Below are 22,023 nucleotides of genomic sequence, written 5' to 3'. Positions count from 1 at the left end.
AGCCAAAGGTGGTAGACTGCGCCGCCACCTGGATGAAATCATTGATGGCACTTTCGGAGTATTTGATTTAGATTTGCAGCTTCAGGTTGACCTGTGGCTGGGTTATTTCGGGGCGAGATGAGCTTATCAAAGCAGGTTCTTGGATTCGGGCCGAGACCTACACTTGCTGAAGCAAGTTGGGAGAGGGGTGTGTCTGAGTTGCCGGGAGCCGTGCGCCGTTCCTATACGGCCAACACAACGATCGCGCGCGAGTATCAGGCCAGATCGGCTATTCTGATCATAACTTCCGGGTGGGCGGCATTTGCCAAGACGCTGCCGGACGGCTCACGCCTGATCGTCGATTTTGCGCTTCCTCACGAAATTGCCTTGATCGAATTCGCCGGCGAAGTCAGCGAGACGGTAACGGCCCTGTCGGACGTAACCGCGATTGAGTTGGCCGGTCCTGTCCGTACTTGTTTTTCGCGCTATCCGCAGCCCTTTTGCGAGGCTGTGCTGCAGGCTGAGACAAGTCGATATTCCCGGGTTGTGGAACATCTGGCAGGAGTCAGTCGGAGGGGAGCCATTGAGCGCACGGCCCATCTTCTGCTCGAACTGGCCTGCCGCGCACATCGGTCGGCAACGAGTTATCCGGACCGTTTTGTTTGCCCGTTGACCCAGGCCGAATTGGCCGACGCGTTGGGTCTCTCCGCTGTGCATGTGAGCCGCGTCATGAAGGCCTTGCGAGAGGCCGGCCTGGCTTCATTCCGCAATGGCGTGGTCGAGTTGCATGACCATGCAGGCCTTATCGAAACAGCCGGATTTGATCGGTCTTACATCTCGATCTGACGTCCAAGCGGCTTTGCGACACGGTCGATCCATCCATCGATTGTGGATCGAAGAGATACCCGGCTTTCCGGCCCAGTCTGAGCGTGCAACTTCCGCAACGTTGCTCGCGATGCAAGCATCACGCACGGGCAGCCTCCTGGCGCCGGGCTTTTTTGTGTTTGGAAAATCGCTCGAGGAGAGACAGCTTGTCCGGGCGGCGGGCTGTCGCCCGAATCATGACCCGGCGACTTATGTTTGGCGACCCTGGTTGATACCTCGGTAAAACCATTGACGGAGATGACTATGCGGCAAGCGCTGATCGTATGGGGCGGATGGGAGGGGCACGAGCCGGAACAGGGGGCGGGTGCCGTCAAGGCGCTACTCGAGGAGGAAGGCTTTGGCGTGCGCGTCGAGACCACGACCGCTGTATTCGCCGACCCGGCGATCGCCGATCTGAGCCTGATCGTGCCGATCTACACCATGTCCAAGCTCAGCAAGGACGAGGAGCGCAACCTGACGAAGGCGGTGGAGGGCGGCGTCGGCCTCGGCGGCTACCACGGCGGCATGGGCGACGCATTCCGTGAATCGACGGACTACCAGTTCATGTGCGGCGGCCAGTGGGTCGCGCACCCCGGCAACATCATCGACTACCGGGTGAACGTCGTTCGGCACGACGATCCGATCATGAGCGGCATCGATGATTTTAACTACTGCTCGGAGCAGTACTACATGCATGTCGATCCGGCGAACGAGGTGCTGGCGACCACCACCTTCTCCGGCGACCATGCGCCCTGGATCGACGGCGTCGTCATGCCGGTGGTGTGGAAGCGCCGGCACGGCAAGGGCAAGGTCTTCTATTCGTCGCTCGGGCACGCGGCCGCGGAGTTTGCGGTACCGCAAATGCGGACCATTCTTCGCCGCGGCTTGGCCTGGGCGGCGCGCTGACAGCACTGGCGCCCCGGCCAAGGTCTTGCTTGGGCGCTGATGTTGATCAAACGCTTTCGAGATAGGTCTCGAGTTCGAAGTCGCTGACGTTGAGCGCGAAGGTGTTCAGTTCCTGGCGTTTGCAGGCAATGAAGGAGTCGCGCAGGATCGTCGGGAAGATCTCCGCGACATGCGGCCCGCTTTCGAAACTGGCGATGGCGGAGGCCCAGTCTGGCGGCAGCCTGGCCGGCTGGCCGCCTTGCCCTTCGCCACGGGTCGGGTCGCCGGGCGACAGTTCTCTTTCGATGCCGATCAGCGCCGCGCCAAGGATCGCGGCCAGCACCAGATAGGGGTTGGCGTCGGCACCCGAAACGCGATGCTCGATGCGGCGCGCCGCCGACGGCCCACCGGGAATGCGGATCGCCACCATACGGTTCTCGTAGCCCCAGGCGACCGCGGTCGGAGCGTAGGAGCGCGGACGCAGCCTGCGGTAGGAATTGAAGTGCGGCGCAAACACCAGCGTGCTCTCGGCCATGGCCGCAAGCAGACCGCCGACGGCATGGCGCATGATCTCGGACCCTTGGTCGCTGCCGTCGTCGAAGACGTTGCGGCCGTCGGTGTCGAGCAGGCTGAAATGGACATGAAAGCCGTTGCCGGCACGGTCGCCATAGGGCTTGGCCATGAAGCAGGCGGCAAAGCCATGCTTGCGGGCGATGCCCTTGACGGTGCGCTTGAACAGCACCGCATCGTCGGCGGCGCGCAAGGCATCGGCGACATGGTTCAGATTGATCTCGAACTGGCCGACGCCGTTCTCGGCAATCGCCGTGTCGACGGGAATGCCTTGCATGCGGCAGGCATCGTAGACGTCGTGGATGAAGGCTTCGAAATCGTCGATCTCGTCGATCGACAGTGCCGCATCGGAATCGAGACGGCGCCCGGTCACCGGCGAGACAGGCCCCACAAGGCGCTGCGACTGCGGGTCGACCAGATAGAATTCGAGTTCGGTGGCAGCCACCGGTGTCAGGCCGAGCGCCTTGTAGCGGTCGAGGATACGGGCCAGCGCCCGCCGCGGGTCGCCCAGATAGGGCGCGCCGTTCTCGTCGGCAAGCCAGAGCGGGACAAGTGCTGTCGGATGCGCGGTCCAGTTGACGGGCAGGATGCCGCGTCCGGTCCACTGGCAGAGGCCATCGGCATCGCCGGTCGAGAAAACCAGTGCGTTGCCTTCGATGTCCTCGCCCCAGACGTCGAGGCCGATCAGTGAAAAAGGCATGCGCAGCTTGCCCTCCAGCGCCTTGCGCGCCTGCTCGACGGGAATGCGCTTGCCGCGCATGATGCCGTTGAGGTCGCACACCGCGGCCCTCAGACTCTGGATGTCGTTTCTGCTTTCAAGCCAGTTCAAAACGTCCGCAATTGCTTCGCCCAATTTCCAACCTCTGGTTTTTGAAAGGTGCCGTAGCCTGGCGCCACGATATCCCTGGTAAAAATAGCTCGTGAGTTTCTGAAGGCCGCCTCGGCTTTTGCCGACGGAATTTCCTTCATTTTTTCAATTCACTAGCCGGGATGTCGGGCGGCATTTCAAAACCAATTGTGCGATTTGCGATCGCAACATAGAGGGAAGTCAGGGCAAAGCCAAGCTGCATTTGAGCTGCCGGTTGGGAGAAGCGCAGGGTCGGCCAGCGGAAACCTTTCGGGCCCGGGCTTTTCTAGCTCCGCGTTTCCGGAAACCTGGCCTGCCGCAGGATATGCGCTGCGCCTTCGTCGATGTCGCGCACGATTGCGGCGCGAGCGCGCTCCGCGTCCTGGGCCTCGATCGCCGCCACGGCCTCCTCGTGGTAGTCGATGTCGAGAATGGAGGCGAGGTCGTCCTCGAACCCCATGCCGAGGTTCCTGAGAAACGGGCCGACCTGCATCCAGACCGTCTCGATCAGGAAGATCATCTGCTCGTTGCCGCAGTGGCGGTAGATGGAGAACTTGAAGGCGTAGTTCTTGCGCAGATAGTCGTCGATATCCCCCTTGCGCGCCGCCATGGTCAGCTCGGCGCAGTGGCGCCGGATGGCCCGCAGATTGTTGCCGTTGATGAGCTGTGTCGCCAGCTCGGTCGCCGAACCTTCCAGGATCGTTCGTACGGCGGTCAGCTGGGAGAACCGCTCGGCCGAGATGATTGGCACCTCGACGCTGCCGTTCGGCATCGGGCTCAGCGCGCGCAGCGCCTGCAGCCGCATGAAGGCGCTGCGCACCGGCATGTCGCTGGTGCCGAGCTCCTTGGCGAGCTTGCGCGAGGTCAGCTTCTGGCCAGGCACGAACTGGCCCGACATCAACGCCCGCACGAGTTCCAGATAGACTTTCTCATGCAGGGGGACGGTGTCGAGGGCGGTCAATCCGAATTGTGTCTTGTCGGCCATTGGCGATGCGCTACTTCATTCGTTCTGAAATCTACGCAGCAGACGCCGCTCGTAATCCGGGTCAGCCGAACGCGGTATGAGAGCCGAGGCCAGCAATTTTGCGGCATATGATAGACGCTTCAACCGCAGCGCCGCAAGCGCGCGGTCGCGGGGCGCCAGCGCGACCCAGGATGAGGCGGACCATCGTCGTTCCATACGGAATCTCGAAGGCCGTGCCCGTTTCCCTCTTCGTCACGGCGTCGGGCCACGGCTCGGTGCCGATCGTTCAACTGGACGGAACGCTTTCCAGGCGGTGTCGCGGTTCGCGGGCACTTGCGACGAAGCTGCGCCAGCCGCCATAGGCCGAGATGTCGGTCGCCGCCGACAGGCCCGCCGTTTCGGCGAGGAATCCCTTCGCCAATGTTCCATCGTCGAGCTCGATCGTGCCGATGCCGAGCGGCGGCGGGATGGCGGCGACGAAGCGGCCGAAGGCGTCGGCACAAAGCCGCCAGACTTCGACCTCGATCGCCATGCCGCCATCGGCGACGCGGATCAGGCCGGGTTTGGGCACCAACTGGCCGGCCAGCGCATAGAGTTTGTAGGCGGCGGCGGTCCTGGTCGCGCGCAGGAACTGTGCGCCGAGTTGGTTGAGCTGGCCGTTGAGCGGCATGCCCGAGAGATGCGCGCCGACCACCACCAGGTCGATCATGCCGTCGTTGGTCGGCTGGGCGGCAGGCTGCAAGCCGGGCTGCGGCCAGCCCGTGGCGCCGAGCGGAAGGCCACTCGCCGCATGCAGGTCGCGGGCGAGCATCGCCGTCAGCGCATCGCGTCCGGCCGGCGCCAGCAAGGTGACGCTCATCGGCAGGCCGTCATCACGCCTGCCGGTCGGCACGGCGATGCCGCACATGTCGAGCAGATTGACGAAGTTGGTGTAGGTGCCGAGGCGGCTGTTTGTCTCGACCGGATCGGCGAGCACGGCAGAAGTGGTGTAGTGCGTCGGCGCGGTCGGCACGCAGAACAGATCGACCGAGGCGATGACGGAGGCGAGCTTCGCCTTGTAGGCCTGCAAGGCATAGAGCCCGCGGAAGGCGTCCGCCGCCGACAGGTTCCTGGCACCGCCGATGATTTTGCGCGTCACCGGATGCATGGCTGCTTCGTTAGTCTCCATGAAATCGCGGATGGCCGCATAGCGCTCGGCCACCCAGGCGCCCTCGTAGAGCAGGTTGGCGGTGGCGTAGAAATCGCCGAAGGGGATTTCGACCAGCCGGCAGCCGAGCCGCGACAGCATGGCAAGCGCGGCCTCGAAGCCGGCCTGCATCGCCGCGTCGCCGAAGAACTTCAGGTCGGTTTTTGCCGGGATGCCGAGGCTCAGCACCGGCGGGCGCATGGCGAGCGGCTGGACGGCGACGTCGCGCGAATAGGGATCGGCAGCGTCGCGCGCAGCGGCGACGGAGAACACCCTATAGGCGTCGTCGACGGTCAGCGCGAACACCGAGACGCAGTCGAGCGTGCGGCAGGCCGGCACGACGCCGGCGGCCGAAAGCGCGCCGACGGTCGGCTTCAGCCCGACGATGTTGTTGAGGCCCGCCGGAATGCGGCCGGAGCCGGCGGTGTCGGTGCCGAGCGCGAAGGAGACGATGCCGCGCGCCGTCGATACGGCCGATCCGGACGAAGAGCCGCCCGGCACCAGCGCCTCGTCGATGGCGTTGCGCGGGATCGGCCAGGGCGTGCGCACGCCGACGAGACCGGTGGCGAACTGGTCGAGATTGGTCTTGCCGATGACCAGCGCGCCGGCCGCCTTCAGCCGCGAAACCACGGTGGCGTCCTTTTCGGGCCAATAGGTGTATTCGGCGCAGGCCGCCGTCGTCGGCATGCCGGCGACGTCGATGTTGTCCTTGACGGCGAAAGGAATGCCCCAGAGCGGTTTTGCCACGGGGTCGAACGGGCCGAGTGTTTCGGCTGCGGCAAGCAAATCTTCTTTGGGCGCAAGGTGGATGAAGATGCCCGGATCATCAGCCACCTTGATGCGGGCATAGACAGTGTCGATCACCTCCGCGACGCCGGTGCCAGCCCGATAGGTGCTGTGCAGGCGTCCGATGTCGAAGTGGATATCGCTCATTTGGCCTCCCCCAGAATGATCACCGGCAGGTCCCACTGGATCAGCACGACGCAGCCGTCCTTCGTCCACACCGAATGCTCGGTGCCGACCGGGTTCAGGACGACGCTGCCGGTGGGATAGTCGCCGTTCTCGTCGCTCTGGGTGCCTTCCAGCACGACAATGGTCTCCAGCCCGACATGGCGGTGGCGCGGCACGCCGGCGCCGGGCTGGTATTTCAGAATCGCGACAGACGGCTCGACCGGTCCGCCCTTGAGCAGCCAATGCACCGTGATGCCGTCGCGGAAATGTTCGAACGCCAGATCGCGCCAGCCGCCGTCGAGCAGGCCGGCAAAGGCAAGATTAGGCATTGGCAATTCCCTCGAGCACCTGGTCGGTCGTGGCCGTCCAGCCGACGATGGCGCCTTGCGCCCTGATCATGGCGATCGCCGCCGCCTTGAACTCGGGAAAGTAGCTCTCCGTCGCGTCTTCGGCGAGCAGGCACTCATAGCCGCGGTCGTTGGCCTCGCGCATTGTCGTCTGCACGCAGACTTCGGTCGTCACCCCGGCAAAGACGAGGTGCTGCGCGCCGAGCCGCTTGAGGTCGTCACCGAAGCTTGTGGCATAGAACGCCCCCTTGCCGGGTTTTTCGATGACGATTTCACCGGGCAGCGGCGCAAGCTCGTCGAGGATCGCCGTGCCCGGCTCGCCGGCGATCAGCACGCGGCCCATCGGACCGGCATCGCCGATGCGGATCGAAGGATTGCCGCGATCGCGCTTGGCCGGCGGCAGGTCCGAAAGGTCGGGCTTGTGGCACTCCATGGTGTGGATCACCGGCAGGCCGGCGGCGCGAAAGCCCTCGATCAGTCGCTTCACCGTCGGCACGATCGCGGTCACCCGGCTGACGTCGTTGCCGAGGCTGGCGCCGAAGCCGCCGGGCTCAGCAAAATCGCGCTGCATGTCGATGACTACCAGCGCCAGGGTGTTCGGCTTGAAGGCGAATGGAAACGGCTGCGCTTCGATGTCAGCCATCAATGATGTCCCGCCATATGCTCGCCGATCGTCTGCACGCTCGCCTGCGCGATCGGCGTCTCGTAGACCAGCGCGCCGTCGGACATTACGAGGATACGGTCGGAGAGTTCGAGCAATTCGTCGAGATCCTCCGACATCAGAAGGACGGCGGCACCGGCATTGCGTGCCTTCATGATGCGGGCGCGGATCTCGGCCACGGCGGAAAAATCGAGGCCGAAGCAGGGGTTGGAGACGATCAGAAGATCGACCTCGCCGGTGAGTTCGCGGGCAAGCACGGCGCGCTGCACATTGCCGCCCGACAGCGAGGCGATCGGCGAGGACAGCGATGCGGTCTTGACCTTGAACTGTTCGACCAGGCGGGCGCTGAAGGATCTGATGGCACCGGCATTGATCCAGCTCACCGGCCTGCCGTTGCCGTCGATATCGAAGGTGCGGAAGGAGATGTTCTCGGCCACCGTCATCTTCGGCGCGCAGGCGTTCTTCAGCGGCTCCTCCGGGATGAGGCGGACATTGAGCGCGCGTGCCTCGGCGCGCGTCGCCGCATAGGCAGTGCCGCGCACCATGACTTCGCCGGCATCGCGCGGCCGCTGCCCGGCCAGCACTTCGAGGAACTCCTTCTGGCCGTTGCCGGAAATGCCGGCGATGCCGACGATCTCGCCGGAGCGCACGCCGAGATCCTCGATGCGGATCGACTTCAGCCCGGTGTGGTCCGGCGCCTTCAATGCTTTCACCTTGAGCACGATCTCGGCGTCGGGCTTCGGTTCGGCGCGGCTGTCGAGCGCGGCGATCGGCTGGTCGCCGATCATCATCGCTGCCATCTGCTTGTGGTCGAGGTCGGCGACGCGGCCAGTGCCGGTCAGCCTGCCCTTGCGCAGCACGCTGACGTCGTCGGCGAAGGCCGTCACCTCATGGAATTTGTGCGAGATCATCAGCACGGTGAGGTCGCCAGCCCTGGTCATGGCGCGCACCAGGCCGAGCACCTCCTGCGCCTCGCCGGGCGTGAGCACCGAGGTCGGCTCGTCCAGCACCAGGAAGGAGCGGCCGAGATAGAGCTGCTTGATGATCTCCAGCTTCTGTTTCTCGCCGGCGGCGAGCTCGGACACCTTGACGTCGAGCGGCAGCTTGAACGGCATCCGCTCCATGAATTGGGCGAGCGCGACGCGCTCCTTGCGCCAGTCGATGACGCCGGGAACCTCTTCACGCGAGATGACCAGGTTCTCGGCGCCGGTCAGCGACGGCACCAGCGTAAAATGCTGGTAGACCATGCCGAGGCCGAGCGCCGAGGCATCCCTGGGGCTGGCGATCGTCACCTCGCGGCCGTCGACGAGGATGTCGCCGGAGGTCGGGTGGTAAAAGCCCATCATGCATTTGACCAGCGTCGACTTGCCGGCGCCGTTCTCGCCGAGCAGGGCGTGGAAGGAACCGGCCGGCACCTTGACCGAGACATTGTCGAGCGCCGTGAAGGCGCCGAAGCGCATGGTCATGCCGATGGCCTCGACGCCGACCGCCTTCTTGTGGGTGGTTGCGCTCATCGCGGTGTCCTCACGGCAGCTGGGCCACGAGTGCGGCCGCGTTCGACACCGCGCCGAACACGCCGCCCTGCATCTTGATCATCTTGATGGCGGCCAGATGATTGCCGTAGTCGGTGGCGCCGCAGCAATCCTCCAGCATCACGCATTCGAAGCCGCGGTCGTTGGCCTCGCGCATGGTGGTGTGGACGCAGACATCGGTGGTGATGCCAGTCAGAACGATGTTGGCGATGCCGCGCTGGTTGAGGATCAACTCCAGGTCGGTGGCGCAGAACGAGCCCTTGCCCGGCTTGTCGATGATCGGCTCGCCCTCGGCCGGATAGAGGTCGGGGATGATGTCCCAGCCCGGCTCGCCTCGCACCAGGATGCGCCCGCAGGGGCCGGGATCGCCGATGCCGGCATTGATGCGGCGCGAGCGCCAGCGCTTGTTGGCCGGCAGGTCGGCGAGGTCGGGCCGGTGCCCTTCGCGGGTGTGGATGATGGTGTAGCCCTTGGCGCGCATCGCCGACAGAACCGACTTGATCGGCTCGATCGGGGCGCGGACCAGCGACAGGTCGTAGCCCATGTGGTCGACATAGCCGCCCGGCCCGCAGAAATCGGTCTGCATGTCGATGATGATCAGCGCCGTGTTGTCTGGCCTCAGATCGCCATTGTAGGGCCATGGATAGGGATCGGCGTCGATGTAGCGCTGGGTGATTCCGGTTCTGGCGTTCATGGCAAAACCTCCGGTCTCATTTGGTGATCGACAATTCGCCCGGCGCGCCGGCGAGCGAGCGGCTCGGCGACGAGGTGGCGATCATGATGACGAGGGTGAGGATGTAAGGCGCGGCATAGAAGAGGTAGTAGCCTTGCGTGACGCCGACCGACTGCAGCGCCGGCCCGAGCGCGCCGGCGCCGCCGAACAGAAGGGCGGCGGCAAAGCAGCCGAGCGGGTTCCAGCGCGCGAAGATGACCAGCGCCACCGCCATCAGCCCTTGCCCCGAGGAGATGCCTTCGGTCCAGCTGCCGGGATAGTAGAGCGACAGATAGGCGCCGCCGATGCCGGCCAGCGCGCCGCCGACGCCGGTGGCGGTAAGGCGCACCGTGTTCGGGTCGAGGCCCATGGCGCGCGCCGCGTCGGAACTGTCGCCGACGACGCGCAGGATCAGGCCGGCGCGGGTGTTGCGGAAGGCCCACCACAGGAACACTGCCAGTGCGGCGCCGATCAGGAACAGCACGTTGACGTCGAGGGCGGCCTGCACCTGCGGAATGTCCGACCAGCCACCGAAGGGAATGGCCGGCAGGTCGGGCGCCGAGGGCTGGATGAAGGGCTTGCCGAAGAAGAAGGCGAGGCCCGAGCCGAACAGCATCAGGGCAATGCCGATGGCGATGTCGTTGACCTTCGGGAATTTGCAGATCCAGCCGTGGAACAGGCCGAAGCAGAGACCGCCGAAGGCGGCGGCGATGAGGCCGAGCCAGGGCGAGCCGGTCATCACCGCGACCGCATAGGCGCTCATGGCGCCGAACACCAGCGTGCCTTCGAGGCCAAGGTTGATGCGGCCGGAGCGCTCGGTGATGGCTTCGCCGAGCGATACAAAGATGAAGGGCGTAGAAACGCGGATGGCACCGCCGAGGATGGCGAGCGGCACGCCCCAGAGGCCGATCCCGGTGGCGTCCATCAGCTGCTCCTTTGCCAGAGGTCGGGGTTGAAAGCCTTGAAGCGGCCGTAGACGGTCTCGCTGAACAGGATGACGATGAACAGCATGCCCTGCAGCACCAGTACGGTGGCGTCGGGAAGGTCCATGCGGCGCTGGATCAGTCCGCCGGACGCATCGATGCCGCCGAGCAGGAAGGCGACCGGGACGATGGCCAGCGGATTGTGGCGGGCAAGGAAGGCGACGAGGATCCCGGTATAGCCATAGCCGGCGGCGAGCGAGGCGTTGGCGCTGCCCTGCACGGCCGCGACCTCCAGCATTCCGGCGAGACCGGCGAAGGCGCCGGCCAGGCCGGTAAAGCCGACGATCAGCGAGCCGACGGCCAACCCCTGCACCTGGGCCGCCCGGACATTGCCGCCGGCGATGCGGGCGGCAAAGCCCCAGCGGGTCTTTTCGATCAGCACCCAGGACAGCACGCAGGCGACGACGCCGACGGCAAGGCCCCAATGCACCTCCATGCCCGGCATGTTGCCGATGCGGTAGATGTCGGCCAGCGGCTGGGTCGAGGGCTTGTTGAGCGAGGCCGGGTCGCGCAGCGGCCCTTCGACCAACTGGTTCATCAGCGCGATGGCGATATAGGCCATCAGCAGGCTGGAGATGGTCTCGTTGACGGCGCGGTAATGGCGGAGCGCGCCGACGGCACCGATCCAGATGCCGCCGGCGGCCATGCCCGCCACGCCCATGACGAGAATGACGATGAAGGAAGGGGCACCGCTGAGCGCGGTGCCGGCTGCCGCGGCGGCGACGCCGCCGAGCACGATGGCGCCCTCGCCGCCGATGACGACGAGGCCGAGCCGGGCCGGCAGCGCCACGCACAGCGCCGCCAGCAGCAAGGGAGCGGCGCGCGACAGCGAGTTCTGGATCGAGAACCACGAGCCGAAGCCGCCGCGCCACATCGTTTCATAGAGCTGGACCGGCGACTTGCCGACAGCCAGGATGAACAGGCTGAACAACACCATGCCGACGATCAGCGCCGCGATCGGAATGACGAAGGCTTCCGCCCGCCGGGCGATCCATTCGAGCGCCGCCGGATGACCCCTGGCACCGAACGTCGCCGGCACGCCTGCCACCGTGTCTGTCATGTTGCCGCCTCCGTCCGGTTCAGGCGGTCGAGCCGACGACGCCCTCGACGAGATAGTCCATGCTTTCGAGCTCGATGGCGGTCTCGGCGAAGGCCTGGCCTTCGGTCGCGACGACGCCGCCCTTGTTGCTCTTCAGCGGGCCCTTGATGACGGAGAAGCCACCCTTCATCATTTCGGCCAGCGTGGCGTCGAACTGCTTGCGCGCCGGCTCACTGACGGCGGGGCCGAGCGGGCTCATCTTGACGAAGCCGTCGGCCAGTCCGCCGCGGGTGAAATTGGGCAGCGGCTTGCCGGCGATGAGGTCGTCGACGAACATCTTGTAGACCTTGGCCCAGTTCCATTCGGCGCCGGTCAGGTATTTCTCAGGCGCCAGCGGGCTCTGGTTGGCGTGGTAGCCGCACACAAAGGCGCCGCGGCCGGCGGCGGTCTCGACGACCACCTTGGGGCTGTCGACATGGCAGGTAACGACATCGATGCCCTGGTCGACCAGCGCGTTGGTGGCTTCCGCCTCCTTGACCGCCAGCGACCACTCGCCGGTGAAGATCACCTGGCAGGTGATGGTCGGGTCGACCGAGCGCGCGCCAAGCAGGAAGGAGTTGATGTTAAGCAGGACCTGCGGGATCGGCTTGGCGGCGACGAAACCGAGCTTCTTCGACTTCGAGGTGTGGCCGGCGACGACGCCGTTCAGGTACTGGCCCATGCCGATATAGCCGAAATAGGAGCCGGCATTCATCGGATGCTTGTCCTTGTTCCACATGCCGCCGCAATGGCGGAACTGGACGTCGGGGAATTTCGCGCACATGGCGAGCATATGCGGGTCGAAATAGCCGAAGGAGGTCGGGAAGATCAGCGAGGCGCCGTCGAGGTTGATCATCGATTCCATCGTCTTCTGGACGTCGACCGTCTCGGGGACGTTCTCTTCCTCGACGATGGAGATGCCCTCGACGCCCTTCAGTGCGGCGGCACCCTCGGCATGCGCCTGGTTGTAGCCATAGTCGTCCTTCGGCCCGACATAGATGAAGCCAACGGTGGCGGCGGCGGCGAACGCCCTGCCGATCGGAAAGGATGCCGAGGCCAGCCCAAGTGCGGCTCCGGCGGCGGAGGTCTTGAGCAACTGGCGGCGGCTAAGCATGAATTTGTCGGTCATCTCTTATGCTCCCCTGTAGGACCCTTTCCGGGTCGGTTAACGCCTTCTCAGGAAAGTGCATGCAATCACTGTGCCAGTTCAAAAATGATAATTTACGCAATAAAATCAGTGAGAGGCGCGTGATCTCATGCACAAGCGAGAGGCAATTGCATGCACTTTTTGCTTTGAATATAGTCAGTTTGACATGTAGATTAAAATTGAGGCATAGAGTGGAGAAGCCGAGTCGAAACAGGCCCTTGAGTTGCAAAAGGACTGGCCTGCAAAAGACTGGACGGAGGAGACGTGTCGGGAAAGCGCAGCTTGATCAGGTCGGGCACGACCGTCGATCAGATGGTGAGGGCGATCAGCGACCGCATCGTCACCGGCTTCCTGCGCCCGGGCGAAAAGCTCGACGAAACCTCGCTCGCCGCGCGCTTCGATGTCTCACGCACGCCCGTCAGGGAAGCGCTCGGCCAGTTGAGCGCCATAGGGCTGGTCGAACGACGGCCCAACCGGGGCGCCATCGTCGCCGTGGTGACGCAGGAGCATCTCGCCTCGATGTTCGAGAGCATGGCCGAACTGGAGGCGATCTGCGCCCGCTTCTCGGCCGAGCGCATGACCAGCGGCGAGCGCCGCTCGCTCGAGATCGAGCATCAGGCTTCGGCACGGCTGGTGCAACTGGGCGCCGAAGAGGACTACGAGTATTTCAATACCGAGTTCCACACCCGGCTCTATCGTGGCGCTCACAACACCCATGTCTATGAGATGACCATCATGACGCGCAGCCGCCTGGCACCGTTCCGGCGCGCCCAATTCATGTTGCCGGGGCGGCTCGCCAAATCCTGGCAGGAGCACGACGCCATCGTCACCGCGATCATGCGTGGCGACGGCAATGCCGCTGGCAAGGCCGCCAAGGATCACGTCTCCATCGTCAGCGAGGCCAGCGCCGTTTTTGCCACGGTCGAACCTCTCAGCCCAGAGGTGAGCCGATCTGCGCGTCGATGATCTCGACGAAGCGCGCGAACAGGCCTGCCTGCGACTTGATCTTGAGTTTGCGGTAAATGTTGCGCCGATGGACCTTCACGGTTCCCGGCACGATCCGCAGTGCCCTGGCGATCGATTCCGTGGAGTGGCCCTGAAGCACCAGGTCGACGACCTGCTTTTCGCGTGAGGTCAGCGACAGGCTTTTCCAGATATGCGCGCGATCGAAGTCGCTGGCGACCGCAGCCTGCTCATCGCGCGGGATCGTTGCCGGTTCATCGGCCGGCAGGCCTGGCCAGCGCAGCCTGGCGAGGCTGATCACCGCCGGCGCCATGTCGCGCAGCAGCCTGGCGTCGGCAGTTCCGAACGGACCCGAAGCGCGCAGCCGCATCAGCGAGAGCACGAGCGCATCCTTGCCCGGCAGCGGCACGAAGAAGCCGACCTCCTCGGCAAGCCTGGTCTGGCTGTAATAGGAGCGATAGTACTCGCTGGCATAGAAGCGGTCCGGCGCCAGTTCGCGCATGCGCCAGAAACCTTCCTTGCGCTCGACCGCCGCGTGGTGGAACGGGTCGAGCAGATAGGGCCCTTCCTGGTAGAGCGTGACGAAGACGTGGCTCTCGGCCGGCGAGAACGTCTCGAACAGCAGCGGCGGGCGCGAAGCACCGCGATAGCCGAAGACGACACAGTGGTCGAAGCCGACATGGCCGCGCAGCCAGTCGACCATGGCCTTGCCGAAATGGTCGCCGACCGTCTCGCGCGTCGCCGCGACGGCGGCGGCAAGCCCATTGTATTCATCGCTGCGGGAGACGCCCAATCCATACCCCTCCAAACGATAAAATAGGTCAAATATACCACCGGCGAGGTATATACTAGTCGCCATTGGCTCTGGTAGCGTTTCGAAATTGTCCAGTCGCTGGAGCTCGCAGCCTTGACCGCAGTGCCCGACATCGAGTTTCGCGGCGTCACAAAGCGCTATGGCAACGTGACTGCGGTCAGCGGCATCGACCTCGCCATCCCGCCGTCGGCCTTTGTCGCTTTGCTGGGTCCCTCCGGCTGCGGCAAGACAACCTGCCTGCGCATGATCGGCGGTTTCGAACAGCCCAGCGAAGGCCAGGTGTTCATCCGTGGCCGCGACATGGCCGGCACGCCGCCCTATCGGCGGCCGGTGAACATGGTGTTCCAACAATACGCGCTGTTTCCGCATCTCGATGTCGAGGACAACATCGCTTACGGGCTGCGCCAGGCAAGGCCGCGGCTGTCGGCCCGCGAGATCTCCTCAAGGGCAGGCGAGGCGCTGGCCATGGTGCGGCTGGACGGCTATGGCCGCCGCAAGATCCACGAGCTCTCCGGCGGCCAACAACAGCGCGTTGCGCTGGCCCGCGCGCTGGTCAACAAACCGGCGGTGCTTTTGCTCGACGAGCCGCTGGCGGCGCTCGACAAGAAGCTGCGCACCGACATGCAGATCGAGCTGCAGAACCTGCAGCGCGAAATCGGCATCACCTTCGTTCTTGTCACCCACGATCAGGAGGAGGCTCTGTCGATGAGCGATTTCGTCTGCGTCATGAATGGCGGACGCATCGTCCAGCTTGGCCAGCCGAGCGAGATCTATGACGAGCCGGCCGACCTCTTCGTCGCGGACTTCGTCGGCAAGACCAATCTCCTACCTGGCAAGGTCGCCGGGCACTCCGGTGAACTGGTCGACGTGGCGCTTGCCGACGGCACGGTGATTGCCGCGCGCAAGCGGGTGCCGCTCAGCCGGGGAGAGACCGTATCGGTCAGCCTGCGCCCGGAATCGCTTAGCCTCGGCGCGCCGGGAAGCGGCCGGCTGACTGGCATCGTCCGCAACCGCATCTTCCTTGGCTCGACGGCGGAATATGCGATCGAGGTCCAGGGCATCGGATCACTGCTCGCCAAGGCCGACCATCCGATCGGCCAGGGCAATCTCTTCAAGCCGGGTGAACCCGTCGCCATCGGCTTTGCCGCCGGAACGCCGCTGGCGTTTCCGGACCCCAAGAACAACGGGACCAACCAGAGGGAAAACCAACATGTCGAAATCCTATCGTGACGGACTGCCGATAAGCCCGGAGAAATTCGTCGATCAACTGATGCGCTTGAAGCGCGGCTCGATCGGCCGGCGCGAATTCCTCGGCCTCACCGGCCTTGGCGTTGCAACGGCGGTAATGGCGCGCGAACTCGGCATCATGCCGACGCCGGCATACGCCGCGGAAAATCTCGGCGACCGCATGTCGATCGCCACCTGGCCCAACTATCACGACCCGGCGACCTTCGAGAGCTTCAAGGTCGAGACAGGCGTCGCGGTCGAAGTCAACGTCTTTGGCTCGAACGAGGAGATGCTGGCCAAGCTGCAGGCCGGCGCCTCGGGCTGGAGCCTGTTCGTGCCGACCAACTACACGATCTCGACCTACAAGAAGCTCGGCATCATCGAAGCGCTCGACATGGCGAAGCTGGCGAATTTCGACGGCACGCAGGAAGACCCGCGCTTCACCTCGGAAGGCACGATCGACGGCGTAACCTATGCGGTGCCGAAGAACTGGGGCACCACAGGTTTTTCCGTCAACACCAAGAAGCTGACCAAGCCGATGACCAGCTGGAAGGAGTTCTGGGACACCGCCATGGCGGAAGGCGACGGCCGTACCATGGTGCACGACTACCAACTGACCACGATCGGCAATGCGCTGAAATATTACGGCTACTCGTTCAACTCGCTGAAGCCGGACGAACTGGCCAAGGCCGAAGAGTTGCTGCTGAAGGTCAAGCCGCATCTGTTTGCGGTGTCGAGCGACTACCAGCCTTCGATGCGCGCCGGCGATGCCTGGATGACGATGTGCTGGACCAATGACGGAGCGCAGCTCAATCGCGATATTCCCGAGATCGCCTATGTGCTGGGCAAGGAAGGCGGCGAGATCTGGACCGACTTCTACGCCATCCCGAAGGATGCGCCGAACAAGCCCGCCAGCTACGCGCTGCTCAACTATCTGATGAACCCGAAGGTCGCGGTGAAGGAGCACCTGGCCAACGGCGCGCCGTCGACCGATGCGCGGGTCAACGCGCTGCTGCCGAAGGAGGTGCTGGACAATCCGATCCTCTACCCGGCGGCTGAGCTGTTGAAGCCGCTGGAGTTCGGCGCCGCCGCGACGCTGACCGATCCTGGCCGCGCCGAATTGATGGCGCGCTTCAAGTCGGCTTGAGCGAGACCGGCCACAAACCCGATCCAGACAATGCGACCGGCGGGCAAATGTCCGCCGGTCCCGAAGCGGTTTTTTCGATGCGCGGCAATCACCTTCGCAAAAATCTCCTGACCGCGCTGCTGCTCGCTCCCGCGGCGCTGTGGCTGGTGGTGTTCCTGGTGCTGCCATTCGTCGCCATCGCCATCTTCAGCGTCGGCGAGCGGGCGCCGGAAGGCGGCTACCAGGCCGCTTTCACGCTGGCGCAATATGCCAATCTGCCGGCGCGGGCGACCGCCTTCTGGAACACGATGGTGCTGGCGCCCGTTGGCGCGCTCGCCTGTCTGCTCGTGGCCTATCCGGTCGCCTATTACCTTGCCTTGAAGGCGCCGGAGCGGTGGCGGCTGATCCTGCTGGCGCTGGTCGTTATCCCGTTCTGGACCAGCCTTCTGATGCGCACCTATGCCTGGATGTATGTGCTTGGCGGACGCGGCATTCCGGCGCTGCTCGCCCTTGTCGGCATCGAGGATGTCAGGCTGATCAATACGCCGGGCGCGGTGCTGCTCGGCATCGTCTATGGCTATTTGCCGCTGATGATCCTGCCGATCTATGTCAGCCTCGAACGGCTCGACCGCCGGCTGCTTGAGGCTTCCGCCGATCTGGGTGCTGCGCCCCTCTCGACATTCCTCGGCGTGACGCTGCGCCTGTCGCTGCCCGGCGTGATGACAGGCTTCTCGCTGGTGATGATCCTGCTGCTCGGTGAATACCTGATCCCGACTCTGCTTGGCGGCGGCAAGGTGTTCTTCATCGGCAATGCGCTGGTCGACCTGTTCCTGCAGTCGCGCAACTGGCCGTTCGGATCGGCCATCGCCATCACCCTGGTCCTGGTCTCGGTGGTGGTGCTGATTGCCGCCAACCGCATCTCGACCCGGCTTTCGGGCGCGCGCAGAGTGGATCTGATCTGATGCGCGCATTCGTCGTAGCGGTGTTTGCCTTCCTCTATCTGCCGATCGCGCTGGTGGTCTTGTTCTCGTTCAACGCCGGCCACCATGCCAGCGAGTTCACCGGCTTCTCGGTGCAGTGGTACGGCAAGGCGCTGTCGAACCCGTTCCTGGTCGAAGCGCTGAAGAACAGCCTGTTCATTGCCACCACCAGCGCCCTGCTGGCAGCGCTTTGCGGCACGGCGGCAGCACTTGGCCTGCAACGGGTCGGCGCGCGGACGCGCGCCGTCTTCGACGCGCTGCTGGGTGCGGCGATCGTCGTGCCAGGTGTCGTCATCGGCATCTCGACGCTGGTGGCGCTCGTCCAGCTGTTCGGGGTCCTCAATCCGTTCCTCGCCGAGCTGTGGCCAAACGACCAACCGCCACGCCTGGCGCTTGGCTACGGCTCGATCATCGCCGCGCACGGCCTGTTTTCGATGGCGCTGGTGGCGATGATCGTCGGCACGCGGCTCGGCAGCCTCGACCGCAACCTCGTCGAGGCATCGAGCGATCTCTATGCCACGCCGCTGACGACGTTCCGCTCGATCGTGCTGCCGCAGATCATGCCGGCGGTGATTGCAGGTTTCCTGCTCGCCTTCACCTTCTCCTTCGACGATTTCATCGTCGCCTTCTTCGTCGCGGGCGCGCAGACGACATTGCCGATCTATGTCTTCGCGTCGATCCGGCGCGGAGTGACGCCGGAAATCAACGCCATCGCGACGATCGTGCTCGTCGCCTCGGTCCTGCTCGTGGTGCTTGCCCAATGGCAATTGCGTCGAAGAAAACACTGAAAGACGGATCATGATTCTGAGAGATCGCATCGCCGTGGTGACGGGCGCCGGGTCGGGCATCGGGCGCGCCGGCGCCATGATCATGGCCAGGGAGGGGGCGCTGGTGGTGATCGCCGATCGGGACAAGGTCGCCGGCGAAGCAACAGCCCACGCCATCCGCGCCGCGGGCGACCGGGCCGAGGCCGTGGCGACCGATGTCGACGACGACATTGCAGTCGAGCAGCTGATCAACGGTACGATTGGCAAGCACGGGCGGATCGACATTTTGCACAACCATGCCGGCATCCAGGTCGGCGGCACGCTGACGGAAGTCGGCACCGACGGCATGGACGCATCGTGGCGGATCAATGTGCGGGCGCAGTTCCTGGCGGCGAGAACCGTCATGCCGTCGATGATCGCGCAGGGTGGCGGCGTCATCCTCAACACCGCTTCGAATTCCGGCGTGTTCTACGACCGCGAGATGATCGCCTATGCGACGTCGAAGCACGCCGTGGTGGCGATGACCAGGCAGATGTCGCTTGACTATGCAAGGCACAATGTCCGCGTCAATGCGCTCTGCCCGGGCTGGGTCGACACGCCGTTCAACGATCCGTTCATCGCCCAGATGGGTGGGCGCGAGGCGATCGAGACCTATGTCCGCACCAAGATCCCCATGGGACGTTGGGCGAGCGCGGAAGAGATCGCCGAAGCGATCCTGTTCCTGGTGTCAGATCGTTCGTCCTTCATGACCGGCCAGGCTCTGGTGGTCGACGGCGGCGAAAGCATCGGCTGAGCCATGTCGCGCCGCTCGCCTCACATGTGCTTACGGCCGCCGGTCTCGCGGAACCAGCTGTCGGGGTAGGGGTACCACCAGCCCTGGACCTCGGGCTTATGGTCGATGATCACCATCTTCGAGCGGCGGAAGGCGTCGAGCCCCTGGCGGCCGAGTTCACGGCCGAGGCCCGAGGCTTTCCAACCGCCGAAGGGCAATGCGTCATTGTCGATCAGCGGGTTGTTGACCCAGACCATGCCGGCCTCGAGCCGTTCGGCGGCTTCATGTGCCTCGGCGAGGTCGGTGGTGAACACCGAGGCGCCGAGGCCGAAGGGGCTGTCGTTGGCGAGCCGGATCGCCTCGTCGAAATCTTTGACCCGGCAGATCGCGGCGACCGGCCCGAAACACTCCTCGCGTACGATCGCCATGTCCGGAGTGACGCCGGTCAGGATCGTCGGCTCGTAAAACCAGCCGGTGTTGTGCGCCGGCGGAATGCGCCCGCCGGTGACGGCCTTGGCGCCATGCGTGATCGCGTCGTCGACCAGCCGCATCACTTTGGCCCGCGCGGCCTCACTGACCAGTGGTCCGATCTCGGTCTTGTCCAGCCCGTTGCCAATGCGCAGCGCGCGTGTCTTTTCGGCGAACAGCTCGACGAAGCGGTCATGCACGGCGTCGACGACGAAGAAGCGCTCGGCCGAGGTGCAGACCTGGCCGGTGAGGTGGAAGGCGGCGGTGACGCTGCCGGCGGCCGCCACGTCGAGCGGGGCGTGCTCGCTGATGATCAGCGGATCGCTGCCGCCGGCCTCGATGACGCAAGGCTTCATGCGCTCGGCGCAGGCCACGGCGACGGCCTTGCCGGCAGCGACCGAGCCGGTGAAGGCGACGGCGTGGGTGCGGTCGGACGCGATCAGCGCCTGTGCGGTGGCGGCACCGCCGGGCAGGCAGGAGACGAGGCCCTCGGGCAGCGAACGGAACACGGTCATGTAGTCGAGCGTCGACAGCGTTGTCGCCTCGGCCGGCTTGATGACGCAGGCGTTGCCGGCGGCAAGCGAAGCAGCGACCGTCCAGCACATCAGGAGGATCGGAAAATTGTAGGGCATGATGTGTACGGAGACGCCGTAAGGCTCGTAGCGTGCATATTGGAACGAGCCGGCCTGCGTCGTGCCGGCGACCTTGCCGGCCTCGTCGCGCGCCATCTCGGCATAGTAGCGGAAGATCGGCGCGCAATTGGCGATCTCGCCGATCGCCTCCGGGTAGGGCTTGCCCATCTCGCGCACCATCAGCTCGGCGCAGCGGGTGAAGTCGGCCGCCTCGATGGCGTTGGCAACGGCATGCAGATGCCTGGCGCGGCTCTTGGCGTCGAGTTTTTTCCACGCGGCTTGCGCTAGCGTCGCTGCGCTGAGCGCGGCATCGATCTCGCTGTCGGCCGCGGCAGCGATGGAGCCGACGGTTTCCAGCGTCGCCGGATCGATCACTGGTTTGTTTGCGCCGGCCATCGGCCGGTAATCCGGATTGACGAAGAAAGCCGGCCGGTCAGCGGAGAAATCCATGGTCGTCCTTTCAGGCCCGCTCAGCGGATCATGTAGACTTTCTTGATCGTCTCATGGACGGTGCAGATGCCTTTCCAGTCCTGCGGGAAGAAGGCAGCCGTGTCCGGCTCGATCTCGATCACTTCGCCGGATTCATGCACATAGGTGCAGCGGCCTTCGAGGAAGTGACAGAACTCGTCACGGGTGACGTGGCAGTGCCACTTGCCTGGCGTGCACACCCACAGCCCGCATTCCGAGCGGCCTTCCGGCCCCTTGTAGAGCAGCTTGCCCGAAGTGCGGGATTGGCCTTCGATCATGGTGGGGATGACGCCCCAGTCGACGAGGTCGGTGATGGCGAGCGGGGATTGCATGATCGGCGTTGTCATTTCGATTGTCCTTGAAAATGCTTCGGTGCTCACCGGCACATGAAGGCCTTGGTCAGCGTTTCGGTGATGATGGAGGTGCCGGTCCAGCCGGCGGGAAAGAACACCAGCGTGCCGGCCTCGACCGGGATCTGCTCGCCATTGTCGCGAACATAGCTGCCGCGCCCGGACAGGAAATGGCAGAACTCATCGGCAGCGAAGGTGATATTGCGCGTGCCGGGCGTGCATGACCAAAGGCCGCATTCGCTCGACCCATCGGGGTGCTGGAACAGGACCTTGCCTGACGCGCGCGGCGAGCCGGCGATCGGCGACGCGCTTGCGCCCCAGTCGTCCAGTTCGACGGTCGAGACCTTCGGCCAATGCGGTGTCGGCATGTCGTGACGCTCCCCCGTTGCTGTTCAGGCCAGCATGTAGACGTTGCGCATGGTCTCATGCACGGTGCATTCGCCTGTCCAGCCGGCAGGGAACATGACCACGGTTCCGGCAAAGACTTCTATCACCTCGCCGACATCCGATCGGTAGGTCGCGCGGCCGGCGACGAAATGGCACAATTCGTCGCGTGGGATGGCCAACCGCCAGCGGCCCGGCGTGCAGACCCAGATGCCGGATTCCGGCTGGTTGTTCGGCCCCTTGTGCACCAGCCTGCCGGTGGAGTGCGAAGCGCCATCCAGAGCGGCGGGCTGAGTGCCCCAGTCGACGAGATCGGTGCGGGTCGAGGCCTGATGGAGATGGGGTGCAGAGGAGGTCATGCGGATG

The 22,023-nt window shown here is 64.7% G+C and carries 23 protein-coding genes; 8 read left to right on the top strand and 15 right to left on the bottom strand.

Annotation, left to right across the window (positions count from 1 at the left end; translation table 11 throughout):
* Window positions 1-189 precede the first annotated feature (189 nt).
* Together ACSQ3Z_RS23535 and ACSQ3Z_RS23530 are read left to right on the top strand one after the other, a co-directional pair.
* Window positions 190-825, top strand: a complete 636-nt coding sequence (locus ACSQ3Z_RS23535) for a Crp/Fnr family transcriptional regulator (RefSeq protein ID WP_436173649.1) — start codon at window positions 190-192, stop codon at window positions 823-825.
* A 282-nt stretch (window positions 826-1,107) separates the two neighbouring features.
* Window positions 1,108-1,749: a ThuA domain-containing protein gene (locus tag ACSQ3Z_RS23530; protein WP_436173648.1), complete on the top strand. Its 642-nt coding sequence runs from the start codon at window positions 1,108-1,110 to the stop codon at window positions 1,747-1,749.
* Window positions 1,750-1,795: 46 nt separating this feature from the next.
* On the opposite strand, the gene ACSQ3Z_RS23525 is transcribed toward ACSQ3Z_RS23530, so the two are convergent.
* The 10 genes from ACSQ3Z_RS23525 to ACSQ3Z_RS23480 form a co-directional block, all read right to left on the bottom strand.
* The gene (locus ACSQ3Z_RS23525; RefSeq protein ID WP_436173647.1) at window positions 1,796-3,151 is read right to left on the bottom strand and encodes a glutamine synthetase family protein; all 1,356 of its coding nucleotides are present in this window, start codon (window positions 3,149-3,151) and stop codon (window positions 1,796-1,798) included.
* A gap of 280 nt (window positions 3,152-3,431) precedes the next feature.
* Window positions 3,432-4,130 carry a GntR family transcriptional regulator gene (locus ACSQ3Z_RS23520; RefSeq protein WP_436173646.1) on the bottom strand — a complete coding sequence of 233 codons (699 nt, stop codon included), beginning with the start codon at window positions 4,128-4,130 and terminating at the stop codon, window positions 3,432-3,434.
* Window positions 4,131-4,395: 265 nt separating this feature from the next.
* Entirely contained in the window at window positions 4,396-6,228 is a 1,833-nt protein-coding gene (gene atzF, locus ACSQ3Z_RS23515) for an allophanate hydrolase (RefSeq protein ID WP_436173645.1), read from the bottom strand.
* Complete coding sequence (locus ACSQ3Z_RS23510) at window positions 6,225-6,575, bottom strand: cupin domain-containing protein (protein WP_436173644.1); 351 nt, start codon at window positions 6,573-6,575, stop codon at window positions 6,225-6,227. Before ACSQ3Z_RS23510 ends, atzF begins: the two co-directional genes overlap by 4 nt.
* The gene (locus ACSQ3Z_RS23505; protein WP_436173643.1) at window positions 6,568-7,236 is read right to left on the bottom strand and encodes a cysteine hydrolase family protein; all 669 of its coding nucleotides are present in this window, start codon (window positions 7,234-7,236) and stop codon (window positions 6,568-6,570) included. Before ACSQ3Z_RS23505 ends, ACSQ3Z_RS23510 begins: the two co-directional genes overlap by 8 nt.
* Window positions 7,236-8,768, bottom strand: a complete 1,533-nt coding sequence (locus tag ACSQ3Z_RS23500) for an ABC transporter ATP-binding protein (RefSeq protein ID WP_436173642.1) — start codon at window positions 8,766-8,768, stop codon at window positions 7,236-7,238. Before ACSQ3Z_RS23500 ends, ACSQ3Z_RS23505 begins: the two co-directional genes overlap by 1 nt.
* Window positions 8,769-8,778: 10 nt before the next feature.
* Window positions 8,779-9,480: a biuret amidohydrolase gene (biuH, locus tag ACSQ3Z_RS23495; protein WP_436173641.1), complete on the bottom strand. Its 702-nt coding sequence runs from the start codon at window positions 9,478-9,480 to the stop codon at window positions 8,779-8,781.
* A gap of 16 nt (window positions 9,481-9,496) precedes the next feature.
* Window positions 9,497-10,423 (bottom strand): ABC transporter permease, encoded by a 927-nt coding sequence (locus tag ACSQ3Z_RS23490; protein WP_436173640.1) that lies wholly within the window; start codon window positions 10,421-10,423, stop codon window positions 9,497-9,499.
* The gene (locus tag ACSQ3Z_RS23485; protein WP_436173639.1) at window positions 10,423-11,541 is read right to left on the bottom strand and encodes an ABC transporter permease; all 1,119 of its coding nucleotides are present in this window, start codon (window positions 11,539-11,541) and stop codon (window positions 10,423-10,425) included. The genes ACSQ3Z_RS23490 and ACSQ3Z_RS23485 overlap by 1 nt, the downstream gene beginning before the upstream one ends.
* A gap of 19 nt (window positions 11,542-11,560) precedes the next feature.
* Entirely contained in the window at window positions 11,561-12,688 is a 1,128-nt protein-coding gene (locus ACSQ3Z_RS23480) for a BMP family ABC transporter substrate-binding protein (protein ID WP_436173638.1), read from the bottom strand.
* A gap of 300 nt (window positions 12,689-12,988) precedes the next feature.
* Here ACSQ3Z_RS23480 and ACSQ3Z_RS23475 point away from each other — a divergent pair, with 300 nt between their 5' ends.
* Window positions 12,989-13,672: a GntR family transcriptional regulator gene (locus ACSQ3Z_RS23475; RefSeq protein WP_436173637.1), complete on the top strand. Its 684-nt coding sequence runs from the start codon at window positions 12,989-12,991 to the stop codon at window positions 13,670-13,672.
* Here ACSQ3Z_RS23475 and ACSQ3Z_RS23470 read toward each other — a convergent pair.
* Window positions 13,638-14,462 (bottom strand): LuxR C-terminal-related transcriptional regulator, encoded by an 825-nt coding sequence (locus ACSQ3Z_RS23470; RefSeq protein WP_436173636.1) that lies wholly within the window; start codon window positions 14,460-14,462, stop codon window positions 13,638-13,640. The genes ACSQ3Z_RS23475 and ACSQ3Z_RS23470 overlap by 35 nt on opposite strands.
* Window positions 14,463-14,576: 114 nt before the next feature.
* Here ACSQ3Z_RS23470 and ACSQ3Z_RS23465 point away from each other — a divergent pair, with 114 nt between their 5' ends.
* From ACSQ3Z_RS23465 to ACSQ3Z_RS23445, 5 genes are read left to right on the top strand one after another with little or no spacing between them, the layout of a single operon-like run.
* Complete coding sequence (locus tag ACSQ3Z_RS23465; RefSeq protein ID WP_436173635.1) at window positions 14,577-15,713, top strand: ABC transporter ATP-binding protein; 1,137 nt, start codon at window positions 14,577-14,579, stop codon at window positions 15,711-15,713.
* Complete coding sequence (locus ACSQ3Z_RS23460) at window positions 15,694-16,857, top strand: ABC transporter substrate-binding protein (RefSeq protein ID WP_436173634.1); 1,164 nt, start codon at window positions 15,694-15,696, stop codon at window positions 16,855-16,857. The genes ACSQ3Z_RS23465 and ACSQ3Z_RS23460 overlap by 20 nt, the downstream gene beginning before the upstream one ends.
* Before the next feature lie 47 nt (window positions 16,858-16,904).
* The gene (locus ACSQ3Z_RS23455; RefSeq protein WP_436173633.1) at window positions 16,905-17,798 is read left to right on the top strand and encodes an ABC transporter permease; all 894 of its coding nucleotides are present in this window, start codon (window positions 16,905-16,907) and stop codon (window positions 17,796-17,798) included.
* Window positions 17,798-18,604, top strand: coding sequence for an ABC transporter permease (locus ACSQ3Z_RS23450; RefSeq protein ID WP_436173632.1), 807 nt, complete (start codon window positions 17,798-17,800; stop codon window positions 18,602-18,604). Before ACSQ3Z_RS23455 ends, ACSQ3Z_RS23450 begins: the two co-directional genes overlap by 1 nt.
* Window positions 18,605-18,614: 10 nt before the next feature.
* Complete coding sequence (locus ACSQ3Z_RS23445) at window positions 18,615-19,376, top strand: SDR family NAD(P)-dependent oxidoreductase (RefSeq protein WP_436173631.1); 762 nt, start codon at window positions 18,615-18,617, stop codon at window positions 19,374-19,376.
* Between the two features lie 20 nt (window positions 19,377-19,396).
* On the opposite strand, the gene ACSQ3Z_RS23440 is transcribed toward ACSQ3Z_RS23445, so the two are convergent.
* From ACSQ3Z_RS23440 to ACSQ3Z_RS23425, 4 genes are read right to left on the bottom strand one after another with little or no spacing between them, the layout of a single operon-like run.
* Window positions 19,397-20,905, bottom strand: coding sequence for an aldehyde dehydrogenase family protein (locus tag ACSQ3Z_RS23440; RefSeq protein ID WP_436173630.1), 1,509 nt, complete (start codon window positions 20,903-20,905; stop codon window positions 19,397-19,399).
* A gap of 20 nt (window positions 20,906-20,925) precedes the next feature.
* Window positions 20,926-21,270 carry a cupin domain-containing protein gene (locus ACSQ3Z_RS23435; protein WP_436173629.1) on the bottom strand — a complete coding sequence of 115 codons (345 nt, stop codon included), beginning with the start codon at window positions 21,268-21,270 and terminating at the stop codon, window positions 20,926-20,928.
* A 29-nt stretch (window positions 21,271-21,299) separates the two neighbouring features.
* A complete protein-coding gene (locus ACSQ3Z_RS23430) occupies window positions 21,300-21,641 on the bottom strand; it encodes a cupin domain-containing protein (protein WP_436173628.1) in 342 nt (113 codons plus the stop codon).
* A gap of 24 nt (window positions 21,642-21,665) precedes the next feature.
* On the bottom strand, window positions 21,666-22,016 hold the full coding sequence (locus ACSQ3Z_RS23425) for a cupin domain-containing protein (protein WP_436173627.1): 351 nt from the start codon (window positions 22,014-22,016) through the stop codon (window positions 21,666-21,668).
* Window positions 22,017-22,023 lie beyond the last annotated feature (7 nt).

Origin of the sequence: Mesorhizobium sp. LjNodule214, assembly GCF_964252735.1 — a bacterium.
In the GTDB taxonomy this organism is placed as follows: domain Bacteria; phylum Pseudomonadota; class Alphaproteobacteria; order Rhizobiales; family Rhizobiaceae; genus Mesorhizobium.
The sequence above is the reverse complement of the archived record's forward strand: the minus strand, read 5'-3'. Positions and strand labels throughout refer to the sequence as shown.